Raw genomic sequence first — 13,691 nt, 5'->3', positions numbered from 1 at the left:
GTAGGGCCACAAGGTGCAATTCGCGTGTCTTCCTGCGGAAATGGTACGGCGCTCCGACCCGAGAGCGGATCGGAGCGCCGGGCAGGACAGATCAGGCCTCCACGAGGGCCATGACCTCGTCGGAGACGTCGAAGTTGGCGTAGACGTTCTGGACGTCGTCGCAGTCGTCGAGGGCGTCGATCAGCTTGAAGACCTTGCGGGCGCCCTCCTCCTCCAGGGGGACGGTCACGCTCGGCACGAACGAGGAGTCCGCCGACTCGTAGTCGATGCCGGCGTCCTGGAGGGCGGTGCGGACGGCCACGAGGTCGGTCGCCTCGCTGATGATCTCGAAGGCCTCGCCGAGGTCGTTGACCTCCTCGGCGCCCGCGTCGAGGACGGCGAGGAGCAGGTCGTCCTCGGTCAGCTCGCCGGCCTTGGGCACGATGATGACACCCTTCCGGGTGAACATGTACGAGACGCTGCCGGCGTCGGCGAGGTTGCCGCCGTTGCGGGTGAGCGCGACCCGGACCTCGGTCGCCGCGCGGTTGCGGTTGTCCGTGAGGCACTCGATGAGGATGGCGACGCCGTTGGGGCCGTAGCCCTCGTACATGGCGGTCTGCCAGTCGGCGCCGCCGCCGATGAGGCCGGAGCCCCGCTTGACGGCGTTGTTGATGTTGTCGTTGGGCACCGAGTTCTTCTTCGCCTTCTGGATGGCGTCGAAGAGCGTCGGGTTACCGGACGGGTCGCCACCACCGGTGCGGGCGGCGACCTCGACGTTCTTGATCAGGCGGGCGAAGAGCTTGCCTCGCTTGGCGTCGATGACCGCCTTCTTGTGCTTGGTCGTCGCCCATTTTGAGTGCCCGGACATGGCCTAACCCTCCGTCGTCTGGCCCGCCTCACGCGCCATCTCCACGAAGTACCGATGAACTCGGAGGTCGCCGGTGAGCTCGGGGTGGAAGGCGGTGGCAAGCAGGTGCTGCTGCCGAACCGCGACAATCCTACCGGCGACCGAACGTCCGGGCGGTCCGGGCCTTGCGGCTTCGCCCGAAGGCCCGGACCGCCCGCTGACACGACCCAGCACCCGCACGCCCGGTCCAACCTCCTCGACCCACGGGGCGCGGATGAAGACCGCCGAGAACGACCCTCCTTCAATGTCCGAAATGTCGACCGTACCTTCGAACGAGTCGACCTGCCTGCCGAAGGCATTGCGCCGGACGGTCATGTCGATGCCGCCGAAGGGCACCTGGTCGGGGCGGCCGTCCAGGATCGTGCCGGCGAGCATGATCATGCCGGCGCACGAGCCATAGGCGGGCATGCCGCCGGCCAGCCGCTTGCGCAGCGGCTCGGTCATGCCGAACTCGATCGCCAGCTTGCTCATCGCCGTGGACTCGCCGCCCGGGATGACCAGCGCGTCGACCGAGTCCAGCTCGTCGGGGCGGCGCACCGGACGGGCGATGACATCGAGCTCGGCCAGGGCGTGCAGGTGTTCGCGCGTATCGCCCTGGAGGGCGAGCACACCGATGATCATGCCGGCGGTCACCAGCCGCGCTCGGCGAGGCGGTGCGGCTGCGGGATCTCCTCGACGTTGATGCCGACCATGGCCTCACCCAGGCCGCGGGAGACCTTGGCGATGACGTCGGGGTCGTCGTGGAACGTGACGGCCTTGACGATGGCGGCGGCGCGCTGCTCGGGGTTGCCGGACTTGAAGATGCCGGAGCCGACGAAGACGCCCTCGGCGCCGAGCTGCATCATCATGGCGGCGTCGGCGGGGGTGGCGATGCCGCCGGCGGTGAACAGCACGACCGGGAGCTTGCCGGTCTCGGCGACCTCCTTGACCAGCTCGAACGGCGCCTGCAGCTCCTTCGCGGCGACGAACAGCTCGTCTTCGGGCAGCGACGTCAGCTTGCGGATCTCCCCACGGATCTTGCGCATGTGGGTGGTGGCGTTGGACACGTCGCCGGTGCCGGCCTCACCCTTGGAGCGGATCATGGCCGCGCCCTCGGTGATGCGGCGCAGGGCCTCGCCGAGGTTGGTGGCGCCGCAGACGAACGGCACGGTGAAGGCCCACTTGTCGATGTGGTTGCTGTAGTCGGCCGGGGTGAGCACCTCGGACTCGTCGACATAGTCGACGCCGAGCGCCTGCAGGACCTGGGCCTCGACGAAGTGGCCGATGCGGGCCTTGGCCATGACGGGGATCGAGACGGCGGCGATGATGCCGTCGATCATGTCGGGGTCGCTCATGCGGGAGACCCCGCCCTGCGCCCGGATGTCGGCGGGAACGCGCTCCAGGGCCATGACGGCGACGGCGCCGGCGTCCTCGGCGATCTTCGCCTGCTCGGGGGTGACGACGTCCATGATGACGCCACCCTTGAGCATCTCTGCCATGCCCCGCTTGACCCGCGCGGTGCCGGTGACTGACGAGCTGGTGGTGGGCGACTCGGACACGACGAAGCACTCCTCACAGGGCTGAACGGGATTCACCTTGAGTTTACGCCGACCGGGTGACAGGTTCCGACGTCCAATGGGAACCCCGCGGCCCACGTTGCATCCCACCAGCCGGCCAAACCCCCGAAAAAGGTGATTTTTCCGGTTTAGCGGGCGCGGAGCGCCTGATAAACCGGAAGGAAGGGGGAAACAGCGTGCGTTTCGCCGCTCATGTACCGGTTCACGGCAGGGACGGATCGTCGACGTCGAAGTACGCGGGGCGGGGGTGCTTGCGGGCCAGGCGGAACACGCGGACCAGCGCCCGGCGGCGCACGGCGAGGGCGTCGCGCACGACGTCGTTGTGCACCTGCCTGGCGAGGGCGACCCGCCTGCTGACCTGCACGAGCGGCCCGACGACGTCCTCCGGGCCGGCGGCCGCCTCGCGCAGGTGGCGGGTGAGGTCGTTCTCGGCGACCTCGCGGTCCTCGGGCTGGGCGTCGACGGCGATCCGGGCCGCGTACATGAGGGTGGGCAGCTGCGCCGCCTCGGCGAGGGCCACCGCGGCCACCGCGCGCCGGACCAGGTGGGCGTCGAGCGTGGCATAGGCCGCGACCGCCCGCGCGTGGAGCCGGTCGACGCGGGCCGCGAGCCAGGTGAGGTAGGTCGCCACCAGGACCACCACCGCCACCACCGCGATCACCCACCACACGGCGGGAAGCCTACGGGACGGGCTCCTCGACCACGGCCCCGGCGACCTCGATCACCGTCGAGTAGACCTCCAGGACCCGTTCGGCGACGACGGGCCAGTCGTACGCGGCGACGACGGAGGCGGCCCGGTCGGCGAGCGCGGCCCGGCGCGCGGGGTCGTCGAGCAGGCCGGCGACGGTGGTGGTCAGCGCGGCGGCGTCGCCGACGGGGAAGAGGGCACCGGCCCGCCCGCCGTCCAGGACCCGCCGGAACGCGTCCAGGTCGCTGGCGACGACGGTCGCACCCGCGGACATCGCCTCGGTCAGGATCATGCCGAAGGACTCGCCGCCGGTGTTGGGGGCGATGTACAGGTCGACGCTGCGCAGCATCCGCGCCTTGTCCTCCTCCGACACCTTCCCCAGGAAGACGATCCGGTCCTTGAAGGCCGCGATGTCCGGAAAGTCGGTGAAGATCTCGTCGACGTCGCCGGGGCCCGCCACCAGCAGCCGCAGGCCCGGACGGCGGGCGGCGAGCGTCGCGAACGCGGTCAGCAGCAGCGGGAAGCCCTTCCGGGGCTCCGTGAACCGCCCCAGGAAGCCCAGCGTGCCCCCGTCGCCGGGGAAACCGGGCAGCGGCGAGGCGGCGCGGTACCGCGACACCTGCACCCCGTTGGGGATCTCCCACGCGCTGCCGCCCAGGTGCTCGACCTGGACCTTGCGCGCCAGCTCGCTCACCGCGATCCGCCCCGTGATCTTCTCGAGCACCAGCTGGAGCAGCCCCTGCGCGGCGGCGAGCGCCCGCGAGCGGGTCATCGCGGTGTGGAACGTGGCGACGACCGGCCCGCGCGCCGACAGCACCGCCAGCATCGACAGGCTCGGCGTGAGCGGCTCGTGCACGTGCAGCACGTCGAAGCGGCCGGCGGCCATCCAGCGCCGGACCCGGGTCGCGGAGATGAGACCGAAGGAGACGCGCGCGACGGAGCCGTTGTACGGCACCGGCACCGCCCGGCCCGCGGGCACGACGTACGGCTGCTCGGCACTCTCGTCGTCGCCGGGCGCCAGGACGCTGACGTCGTGGCCGAGGCTGATCAGCGTCTCGGCGAGGTCGCGGACGTGGTTCTGCACGCCGCCGGGCACGTCGAAGGAGTACGGGCAGACGATCCCGATGCGCAACACGCCTCCCACGCCTCCTAAGCCTTCACGACGGCGGGGGTGTCGATCCAGAGTCGTTGCAGCATGTGCCAGTCCTGTGGGTTGCGGGCGATGCCGGCGGCGAGGACGTCCGCGATCCGCTGGGTGAGCAGCCGGACCCGCACGTCGAGCGCCCCCTCCGAGGCGTCCGGCAGCGGGATCGGCCCCTCGAGCCGGCCGGCGGCCGCGTCCGGGTCGAACCACATCGACACCGCGTAGAGCGGCGCGCCGGTGCGCAGGGCCAGCAGCGCCGGGCCGGCCGGCATCTTCGTCCGGCCGCCGAAGAAGTCGACCTCGACGCCGCGGGCGGTCAGGTCCCGGTCGGCGAGCAGCGGCACCACGTACCCGGCCCGCAGCCGCTCCTCCAGCACGTCGAACGGGGGCCGCTCGCCGCCGGTCGTCGGCAGGATCTCCATACCCAGCGCGCGCCGGAAATGCAGGTACCGCAGGTACACGCTCTCCGGCTTCAGCCGCTCCGCGACGGTCACGATCGGCCAGCCGTTGGCGGCGACCCAGGCGCCGGCCGCGTCCCAGTTGCCCGCGTGCGGCAGGGCGATGACGGCACCGGACTTGTCGGCGACGTTCTTGGCGAGCAGCTCGCCGCGGTCCAGCCGGAACCCGCTGAGGTGCTGCGCCCGGGAGCGCCCCGGCAGCCGGAACGCCTCCAGGTAGTAGCGTGAGTAGGAGCGCAGCCCCCGCTCGACCAGGTCGGCGAGCTCGGCCTCCGACGGCCCGGGGCCGACGACCCGGCGCAGGTTGGACGCGAGCCTCAGCGTGCCCTTGCCGCCTTTGCCGCTGCGGTACCGGCGGGAGCCGTGCGCCGCGGCGGCCGAGAACAGCGGCCAGGTCACCGCGCGGGGGAGCTTCGGGATGAGCGTGAAGGCGGCGCCGTAGCCGAGTTCCGCGAGGTTCACAGGGCCGCCCGATCGCCGGTGTCAGCGGCCGCCGCGAGCTCGCGGGCCTGCCGGTACACGTGCGACATCCGCTGCCCGATGGTGATCACCGACAGCAGCACCAACAGCCACAGGGCCGCCTCCATGCCGTATGGCACGCCGAACCCGAACAGCAGGCCACCGATCCCGACCAGGATGAGCCGCTCGGTCCGCTCGGCCAGCCCGACGTTGGCGGTCATCCCGAGACCCTCGGCGCGGGCCTTCACGTAGGACACCACCTGCCCGGTGAGCAGGCACAGCAGCGCCGCGGCGCACTCGCGCAGCTGACCCTGGGAGGCGAACCAGAAGGCGACGGAGCCGAAGATGGCGCCGTCGGAGACGCGGTCCATGGTCGAGTCGAGCAGGGCGCCGAACTTGTTGCTGACGCCGAGCTGCCGGGCCATGGACCCGTCGAGCATGTCGGTCAGGCAGCTCACGGTGACGATAACGAGCGCGATGACCATATGGCCGCGGGTGGCGAACCCGAGACTGCCGACGAGCACGCCGACGGTGCCGGCGACGGTCACCGCGTTCGGGGTCACCTTGGCGCGCAACAGCGCGGCCGCGACGGGGTTGACGATGCGGGCCAGTCCGGCCTTGCTGACTACGCTGAGGATCTTCGCCATGGCGCTCCCACGATAACGGCGGCGGAGCTTGCCGGATACCTGCGCGTGGGCCTGCTCACGGTGCTTGAGTAAACCGTAGGCCGCCGGTGGGGTCGAAGGGCTCTTGTGTCGGTGATGGTTCGGGTGTGGGATCGGTGAACAGGTCGTGACTGTGAGACTGCTCACAGCAGGCAGGACGGGAGGCGCATGATGGCGCAGAAGGTCCAGGAGAAGGGTGTCGCCGGCCCGGTGCCGGCGGTTGATGACCCCGGCAGGGTACGCAACGTGGTGGTCGTCGGGCACTCCGGCGCCGGGAAGACGACCCTCGTGGAGGCGCTGCTCGCGGCGACCGGCACGATCGGACGGGCCGGCGCGGTGTCCGAGGGCACCACGGTGACCGACCACGACCCGGCGGCGGTGCGGCAGCAGCGGTCGGTGACGCTGTCCTGCGCCCCCGTCCTCCACGGCGGCACGAAGATCAACCTGCTCGACACCCCGGGGTACGCCGACTTCGTCGGGGAGCTGCGCGCCGGCCTGCGGGCCGCCGACGCGGCGCTGTTCGTCGTGTCGTCCGTCGACGGCGTCGACGCCGCCACCGCCGCGCTGTGGGAGGAGTGCGCCGCCGTCGGCATGCCCCGCGCGGTCGCCGTCACCCGCCTCGACCACCCGCGCGCCGACTTCCAGGACACCCTGGAGCTCTGCCAGGACGCGTTCGGCGACAACGTGCTGCCGCTGTACCTGCCGATGCTCGGCGACGACGGCACCGCGGTCGAGGGCCTCATCGCGCTGGTCACCCACCGGGTCTTCGACTACTCCGCGGGCTACCCGCCGTCGGTCCGCGACCCGGAGCCGCAGCACCTGCCGGCGATCGAGGAGTCGCACAACAGCCTGCTCGAAGGCATCATCGCCGAGAGCGAGGACGAGACGCTCATGGAGCGCTACGTCAGCGGCGAGGTCATCGAGACGTCGGTGATCATCGAGGACCTGGAGAAGGCGGTCGCCCGCGGCACCTTCTACCCCGTCGTGCCCGTCTGCGCGCAGACCGGCCTCGGCCTCGACGCCCTCCTGGAGGTGCTGACCAGCGGGTTCCCGTCGCCGCTGGAGCACGTCGTGCCGCCGGTCACCGACATCGCGGGCGACCCGCACGCGCCGCTGCGCTGCGACCCGGACGGCCCGCTCATCGCCGAGGTGGTGAAGACGACGATCGACCCGTACGTCGGCCGCGTCTCCCTCGTGCGGGTCTTCTCCGGCACGCTGCGCCCCGACAGCCCGGTGCACATCTCCGGGCACGGCATGGCCGAGCGCGGCCACCCCGACCACGACGCCGACGAGCGGTTCGCGCACCTGTTCTCGCCGCTCGGCTCGGCGCTGCGGGAGGTGCCGTACGCGGTCGCCGGGGACATCGTCGCGATCACCAAGTCGACGACGGCGGAGACCGGCGACACGATCTCCGGCAAGGACGACCCGATGCTCATGGCGCCGTGGGTGATGCCGGAGCCGCTGCTGCCGATCGCGATCGTCGCGAAGACCCGCTCCGACGAGGACGCCCTCGCCAAGAACCTCGGCCGGCTCGTCGCCGGCGACCCGACGCTGCGCCTGGAGCGCAACTCCGAGACCCACCAGCTGGTGCTGTGGTGCATGGGTGAGGCGCACGCCGACGTCGTGCTCGACCGGCTGCGCTCCGGCGGCGTGGAGCTGGACACCGAGCCGGTGCGGGTCGCGCTGCGCGAGACGTTCGCCGCGCCCAGCCAGGGCCACGGCCGGCACGTCAAGCAGTCGGGCGGGCACGGGCAGTACGCGGTCTGCGACATCAAGGTCGAGCCGCTGCCGCGCGGGTCCGGCTTCGAGTTCGTCGACAAGATCGTCGGCGGGGTCGTGCCGCACAACTACATCCCGTCGGTGGAGAAGGGCGTCCGCCACCAGATGGAGCGCGGCATGGTCGCCGGCTACCCCGTCGTCGACGTGCGGGTCACCCTGTTCGACGGCAAGGCGCACTCCGTCGACTCGTCCGACGCGGCGTTCCAGACCGCCGGCGCGCTCGCCCTGCGCGAGGCCGCCGAGCAGGGCCAGACGACGCTGCTCGAGCCGATCGACGAGGTCTGGATCCGGGTCCCCGACGAGTTCGTCGGCGCGGTCATGAGCGACCTGTCCGGCCGCCGCGGCCGGGTGCTGGGCAACGAGCCGGACCCGGCCGGGCACGAGCGGACCCTCGTGCACGCCGAGGTGCCCGCCACCGAGCTCGTCCGGTACGCGGTCGAGCTGCGCGCGATGACGTCCGGCTCGGGCACGTTCACCCGCGCGTTCGCCCGGCACGACCCGATGCCGACGCACCTGGCGGACGCGGTGAAGAAGGAGCACGCCGCGACCCGCTGAGCGGCGCCGAGTGGTTCACGGGTCTGGCCGGATCTCCCGGTCCAGCCAGACCCGGTCCCGCAGCTCGATCCCGTCGACCATGATGCCGGCCGGGTAGCCGTTCGCGGGCGTGAAGACGTCCCGCTCCACCGACCGGAAGCGGAAGCCCTGCCGCTGGTAGAAGCGCAGGTTGCCGACGTCGGCGGCGCCGGTCGCGACGAGCATCGTCCCGCCGTGCTCCGCCCGTACCAGCGAGACGGCGGCCTCGATGAGCCGCGCCCCGACGCCGGTGCCGCGGTGCTCCGGCACGACCGCCATGTTCTTGATCTCCAGGCCGACCAGCTGCAGGTGCCCCACGATCCGCCCGTCCTGCACGGCGACGAGGACCCGCCCCTCGTCCAGATAGCCGTCGAGCTCGACGGCGGAGTCCTCGGCCAGCTCGAACGACCACCGCAGGCCGGCCCGGTCACCGTCGTACAGCTCCACTCGCACGACACCAGACGATGCCAGGTCCGCCTACACTGCGCGGCATGATTTTCTCGCGGGGCAGGAAGCAGGACCCGGTCGTCGAGTTCTGGGCCTGGTGGCCCACGATCCGCCAGGCCGTGATCGACGCCATCTCCACCGGCGAGTTCGAGCCGCTCACCCCGCAGATCAGCAAGCGGGTCGCGGCCATCCACAAGGACCTGACCTGGGAGTTCAGCAAGGGCAAGACCGCCACGCACGCGCTGGTCGTCTCCCCCGGCGGCAACCCTGAGCTGCGCGCGGTCGTCGCCCGCTGGGGCGCGCTCGCCCCGGCCGCCGACCCGGAGTGGGAGTTCCACACCGCGCGCCAGCCCGACCACGACACGCTGACGGCCACGATCGAGATCGCCGGCGCCCGGCTGGACCTCGCGCTGCTGCGGTTCGCGTTCACCCCCGACGAGGACTCCGCCGCGATCGACGTCGTCGGCTTCCACCCGCTGTTCCGCAAGCTGCCGGAGCCGGTCCGCGGCCAGATCACGTTCCTCGCCCTCGACTGGCTGCTCGGCGAGGAGGGCGTCGAGCTGTGGGTCGGGTCGGTCGGCTTCAGCGCCGACGAGCCCGACGGCGCGCGGGACCCGCTCGAGCTCGCCGCCGCCGTCGACGACCTGCGCGAGCGGCACCGGGAGCCGACCTGGGCCGTCTTCTCCGCCGTGGTCGACGGCGCCCCGCTGACCGGGATGGTGCAGCGGCCGCTGCGGTCGGCGCGCTGGCCGCGGTTCGACACGCACGCCGCGGTGATCCTGCCCTACCGGGCCGAGGAGGCCGGCCTGCCCACCGAAGACGCCCTGGAGGAGCTGCGGGCGTTCGAGGACGGGCCGCTCGAAGCGGCGCTGGGCGGCGCCGGCGAGATGGTCGCGCAGGAGACCACCGCGGGCCGGCGCATCCTGCACTGCTACCTCGACGGCACGTCCGGCGCCGGCGAGAAGGTCAAGGCCGCCGCGGCCGGCTGGCCGGGCGGCAAGGCGAAGGTGAAGCTGCGCCACGACCCCGCGTTCGAGGCCGTGGCGCACCTGTCCTGACTGCTACTCCCAGACCGACGCCAGCAGCTTCCGGGTGTCGGTGAGCAGCTGCGGCAGGACCTTCGTCCGGCCGACGACGGGCATGAAGTTGGTGTCGCCGCCCCACCTGGGCACGATGTGCTGGTGCAGGTGGGCGGCGATGCCGGCGCCGGCGACCGAGCCCTGGTTCATGCCCAGGTTGAAGCCGTGCGCGCCGCTGGCCCGGCGCACGGCGCGCATCGCGGCCTGCGTGAAGGTCGCCAGCTCCACCGTCTCGTCCGCGGTCAGGTCCGTGTAGTCGGCGACGTGCCGGTACGGGCAGACCATCAGATGGCCGGGGTTGTACGGGTACAGGTTGAGCACCGCGAACACGAGCCCGCCCCTGGCGACGACGAGGCTGTCCTCATCGGGCAGGCCGGGCGCCCGGCAGAACGGGCACCCCGTCGGCTCGTCGTGGTCCCCCGCCCGGTCCTCCTTGATGTAGGCCATCCGGTGCGGGGTCCACAACCGCTCGATGTCGTCCGGCGTACCCGTCGTCATGCCGCCGAGGGTCCCACATTCGTGCGGGACCTGACGACCTCCGCCACGTGCGCGACGGCCTCGTCGAGGGCGACACCGTTGCGCTGGGAGCCGTCACGGTAGCGGAACGACACGGTGCCACCGGTGACGTCGTCGTCGCCGGCGATCACCATGAAGGGGATCTTCTGCTGCTGCGCGGTGCGGATCTTCTTCTGCATCCGCTCGTCGGAGTGGTCGACCTCGACCCGGATGCCTTCCTTGCGCAGCCGCGCCGCGAACTCGGCCAGGTAGTCGCCGTGGTCGGCGCGCACCGGGATGCCGACCACCTGCACCGGCGAGAGCCACGCCGGGAACGCGCCCGCGTAGTGCTCGGTCAGCACGCCGAAGAACCGCTCGATCGAGCCGAACAGCGCCCGGTGGATCATCACCGGCTGCTGCCGGCTGCCGTCGGACGCCTGGTACTCCAGCTCGAAGCGCTTCGGCTGGTTGAAGTCGACCTGGATCGTCGACATCTGCCAGGTCCGGCCGATCGCGTCGCGCGCCTGCACGGAGATCTTCGGCCCGTAGAACGCGGCGCCGCCCGGGTCCGGCACGAGCTCCAGCCCCGACTCGAGCGCCGCGTTGCGCAGCGCCTCGGTCGCCTCTTCCCACTCCGCGGCCTCACCGATGAACTTCGGCGAGTCGTCGCGGGTGGACAGCTCCAGGTAGAAGTCGTCCAGGCCGTAGTCGCGCAGCAGGTCGAGCACGAACTGCAGCAGGCCGCGCAGCTCGCCGACCATCTGCTCCTTGGTGCAGTAGATGTGCGAGTCGTCCTGGGTCAGGCCCCGCACCCGGGTCAGGCCGTGCACGACGCCCGACTTCTCGTAGCGGTACACCGTGCCGAACTCGAACATGCGCAGCGGCAACTCACGGTAGGACCGGCCGCGGGCCCGGAAGATGAGGTTGTGCATCGGGCAGTTCATCGCCTTCAGGTAATACTCCGCGCCCTCCATCTCCATGGGCGGGAACATCGTGTCGGCGTAGTACGGCAGGTGGCCCGACGTCTGGAACAGGTTCGACTTGCTGATGTGCGGCGTGTTGACGAACTCGTAGCCCGACTCCTCGTGCCGCTGCCGCGAGTAGCTCTCCATCTCCCGGCGGATGATGCCGCCCTTCGGGTGGAAGACCGCGAGCCCGGAGCCGATCTCGTCGGGGAAGCTGAACAGGTCCAGGTCCGCGCCGAGCTTCCGGTGGTCGCGCCGCGCCGCCTCCTCCAGGAGCTTCTGGTACTCCTTGAGCGCGTCGCGGGTCGGCCACGCGGTGCCGTAGACGCGCTGCAGCTGCGGGTTCTTCTCCGACCCGCGCCAGTACGCCGCGGCGACGCGGGTCAGCTTGAAAGCCTGGATCATGCGGGTGCTCGGCAGGTGCGGCCCCCGGCACAGGTCCGACCAGCAGACCTTGTCCGACTGCGCGTCGAGGTTGTCGTAGATCGTCAGCTCGCCGCCGCCGACCTCCATGACCTCCTTGTCGTCCACCGTCTGGCCGCTGTCGCTCTTCACGTCGACGAGCTCCAGCTTGAACGGCTCGTCCTTCAGCTCGGCCTTGGCCTGCTCGACCGACTCGAACCGCCGCCGGCGGAACTTCTGCCCCGACTTGATGATCTCCTGCATGCGCTTCTCGAGCTTGTCCAGGTCATCGGGGTGGAACGGCTTGGCGACCTGGAAGTCGTAGTAGAAACCGTGCTCGATCGGCGGCCCGATGCCGAGCTTCGCCTCCGGGAACAGGTCCTGCACGGCCTGCGCCAGCACGTGCGCGGTCGAGTGGCGCAGCACGTTGAGCCCGTCCGGCGACGACAGGTCGACGGCCTCGACCTCCGTGTCCTGCTCCGGCGTCCAGTCGAGGTCGCGGAGCCGGCCGTCGGCCTCGCGGACGACGACGATCGCCTTGGGCCCGCTGGTCGGCAGCCCGGCCTCCGCGACCGCGGCGGCGGCGGTCGTGCCGGCCGTGACCACGATGGTATTCGAGCGCACTGTGGACACGGTCTGCTCCCAAGCGTGAAGAGGTCTGATTCCCCGCAAACTCTATCCGCCGCGTCACCGCAGGGCCGAGAACACCCCGCCCGCCACGACCGCGCCCACCACGGCCCCGACGACGACCTGCGCCACCGTGTGGTCCTTCAGCGCCACCCGCGACCATCCGACCAGCCCCGCCAGCGGCGCCGTCACGATCAGCAGCCAGCCGTAGACCAGCATCAGGATCACCAGCGCCCCCGCGGCCACGGCCGTGTGGATCGACATCTTCCACCAGTGGTTGACGACCGCCGCGACGACCAGCCCCACCCCACCGGCGACGACCGCCGCGAGCAGCTCCTGCTGCGCGTCCAGCCCGACCAGCACCACGAACCCGACCGCCACCGACACCAGCCCGACCAGCAACGGCCCCCGCCGCTGCCGGTGATCCCCCACATGCCGGTCCGTGAGCTCCCCGCGCCGCACGCCGCGCAGGATGTACAGGAACGGCAGCACACTCTCGAACAGCGCCGCGACGACCCCCAGCAGCAGCCCCCGCCCGACGCTCGGCGCCCCGTGCACCGCCAGCAGCACCAGCAGCACCGACACCAGCACCGCCGGCGCCAGCACCTCGGTCACCCCACGAGCGATCCGCTGCACGATCACCGCCGTACCGTACAGAACCCCGCAGCACCCCACGATCCGCGCACACACCCCCACCCCCGAGCCATGCCGGCCGATGCGCTCCCCCGTTTGAAGCACATCGACCGGCACACCCCGACCAGCGCCGACGCCCCGATCCGTCCAGCGCCACATGCCCGGCCCACCTCGATCGACCGAACACTCGATCCGCGCCCGACCCAGCTGGCCCGCTGCGGACCAACCTGCCGACCGCCGAGCCACTCCCCGACCAGCCCACGCCCGACGAGCCTGCCGAACCCGAGCCCGCCCAACCGGCCGCGCGCCCGACCAGGCTGCCAAACCCCGAGCCGATAGCCGGCAGGCCCGGGCCCGACCCGCCTGGCGGCTCTGAGCCACCGCCCGACCGGTCCGCACTCGACCGGCCCGGCGAACCCCGAGCCATTGCCCAACCAGCTGACGTTCAATCGGCCGGATTTCGAACTGCCGGCGATCGCCTCGCTCTGATCCGCCCTGCCCCTGGGTCACGCAGGCCGGACTCCCCCGGGTCAGGCTCTGGGCTCGGTGCGACGTCCTTGGCTCACGCACCGCCGAGGTCCCAGGCCGTCCGCCCCGACTGCGGCCGGCCCAGCACCAAGGGGCGGCGCTGAGACCGAGGTCCGGCGAGGCGGCGACGGATGCCGGAGCCCGCCAGCCCCCGCCATCCACGGTGAATCCCAACGACGCCGCACCCGACACCGAAGCCCAACGACGCCGCAACCAGCACCAGAGCCCAACGACGCCGCAACCGACACCAGAGCCCGAGGGCGCCGCAGCCAACGCCGACCCCGATGGCGCCGAAGCCCGCTGGCGT

13 protein-coding genes are annotated in these 13,691 nt (G+C 71.6%); 2 read left to right on the top strand and 11 right to left on the bottom strand.

Translation table 11 applies throughout. The features are described from left to right. Positions 1–91: 91 nt before the first annotated feature. From ACQEVZ_RS37875 to pgsA, 7 genes are all read right to left on the bottom strand, one after another. Positions 92–847 carry a YebC/PmpR family DNA-binding transcriptional regulator gene (locus ACQEVZ_RS37875; protein WP_344503509.1) on the bottom strand — a complete coding sequence of 252 codons (756 nt, stop codon included), beginning with the start codon at positions 845–847 and terminating at the stop codon, positions 92–94. Positions 848–850: 3 nt separating this feature from the next. Beyond that, on the bottom strand, positions 851–1,507 hold the full coding sequence (gene pdxT / locus ACQEVZ_RS37870; protein ID WP_433377190.1) for a pyridoxal 5'-phosphate synthase glutaminase subunit PdxT: 657 nt from the start codon (positions 1,505–1,507) through the stop codon (positions 851–853). Positions 1,508–1,515: 8 nt separating this feature from the next. Continuing rightward, positions 1,516–2,424 (bottom strand): pyridoxal 5'-phosphate synthase lyase subunit PdxS, encoded by a 909-nt coding sequence (pdxS, locus tag ACQEVZ_RS37865; protein ID WP_344503508.1) that lies wholly within the window; start codon positions 2,422–2,424, stop codon positions 1,516–1,518. Positions 2,425–2,644: 220 nt separating this feature from the next. Continuing rightward, positions 2,645–3,112 (bottom strand): hypothetical protein, encoded by a 468-nt coding sequence (locus tag ACQEVZ_RS37860; protein WP_344503507.1) that lies wholly within the window; start codon positions 3,110–3,112, stop codon positions 2,645–2,647. A 10-nt stretch (positions 3,113–3,122) separates the two neighbouring features. Continuing rightward, the gene (locus ACQEVZ_RS37855) at positions 3,123–4,262 is read right to left on the bottom strand and encodes a glycosyltransferase family 4 protein (RefSeq protein ID WP_354900693.1); all 1,140 of its coding nucleotides are present in this window, start codon (positions 4,260–4,262) and stop codon (positions 3,123–3,125) included. 17 nt (positions 4,263–4,279) lie between these two features. After that, positions 4,280–5,194: a phosphatidylinositol mannoside acyltransferase gene (locus ACQEVZ_RS37850; RefSeq protein WP_433375566.1), complete on the bottom strand. Its 915-nt coding sequence runs from the start codon at positions 5,192–5,194 to the stop codon at positions 4,280–4,282. After that, positions 5,191–5,838, bottom strand: a complete 648-nt coding sequence (pgsA, locus tag ACQEVZ_RS37845) for a phosphatidylinositol phosphate synthase (RefSeq protein ID WP_433375563.1) — start codon at positions 5,836–5,838, stop codon at positions 5,191–5,193. The genes ACQEVZ_RS37850 and pgsA overlap by 4 nt, the downstream gene beginning before the upstream one ends. A gap of 189 nt (positions 5,839–6,027) precedes the next feature. Here pgsA and ACQEVZ_RS37840 point away from each other — a divergent pair, with 189 nt between their 5' ends. Continuing rightward, complete coding sequence (locus tag ACQEVZ_RS37840) at positions 6,028–8,190, top strand: elongation factor G-like protein EF-G2 (RefSeq protein ID WP_433377186.1); 2,163 nt, start codon at positions 6,028–6,030, stop codon at positions 8,188–8,190. A gap of 15 nt (positions 8,191–8,205) precedes the next feature. Here the strand turns inward: ACQEVZ_RS37840 and ACQEVZ_RS37835 are convergent, their stop codons facing one another. Then, the gene (locus ACQEVZ_RS37835; RefSeq protein WP_433375560.1) at positions 8,206–8,661 is read right to left on the bottom strand and encodes a GNAT family N-acetyltransferase; all 456 of its coding nucleotides are present in this window, start codon (positions 8,659–8,661) and stop codon (positions 8,206–8,208) included. 38 nt (positions 8,662–8,699) lie between these two features. Between ACQEVZ_RS37835 and ACQEVZ_RS37830 the strand changes: the two genes are divergently transcribed. Further along, a complete protein-coding gene (locus tag ACQEVZ_RS37830; RefSeq protein ID WP_433375557.1) occupies positions 8,700–9,713 on the top strand; it encodes a DUF695 domain-containing protein in 1,014 nt (337 codons plus the stop codon). A gap of 3 nt (positions 9,714–9,716) precedes the next feature. Here the strand turns inward: ACQEVZ_RS37830 and ACQEVZ_RS37825 are convergent, their stop codons facing one another. The 3 genes from ACQEVZ_RS37825 to ACQEVZ_RS37815 all read right to left on the bottom strand — a co-directional run bounded on the left by ACQEVZ_RS37825 (position 9,717) and on the right by ACQEVZ_RS37815 (position 12,865). After that, a complete protein-coding gene (locus tag ACQEVZ_RS37825) occupies positions 9,717–10,232 on the bottom strand; it encodes an HIT family protein (protein ID WP_344503500.1) in 516 nt (171 codons plus the stop codon). Next, positions 10,229–12,220 (bottom strand): threonine--tRNA ligase, encoded by a 1,992-nt coding sequence (gene thrS / locus ACQEVZ_RS37820; RefSeq protein WP_433375553.1) that lies wholly within the window; start codon positions 12,218–12,220, stop codon positions 10,229–10,231. Before thrS ends, ACQEVZ_RS37825 begins: the two co-directional genes overlap by 4 nt. Before the next feature lie 63 nt (positions 12,221–12,283). Continuing rightward, positions 12,284–12,865, bottom strand: a complete 582-nt coding sequence (locus tag ACQEVZ_RS37815; protein ID WP_344503498.1) for a phosphatase PAP2 family protein — start codon at positions 12,863–12,865, stop codon at positions 12,284–12,286. Positions 12,866–13,691 lie beyond the last annotated feature (826 nt).

The sequence above is a fragment of the Dactylosporangium sp. CA-152071 genome, from assembly GCF_050936335.1.
In the GTDB taxonomy this organism is placed as follows: Bacteria; Actinomycetota; Actinomycetes; order Mycobacteriales; family Micromonosporaceae; genus Dactylosporangium; species Dactylosporangium maewongense.
This window is presented reverse-complemented; position numbering and strand designations above follow the sequence as displayed.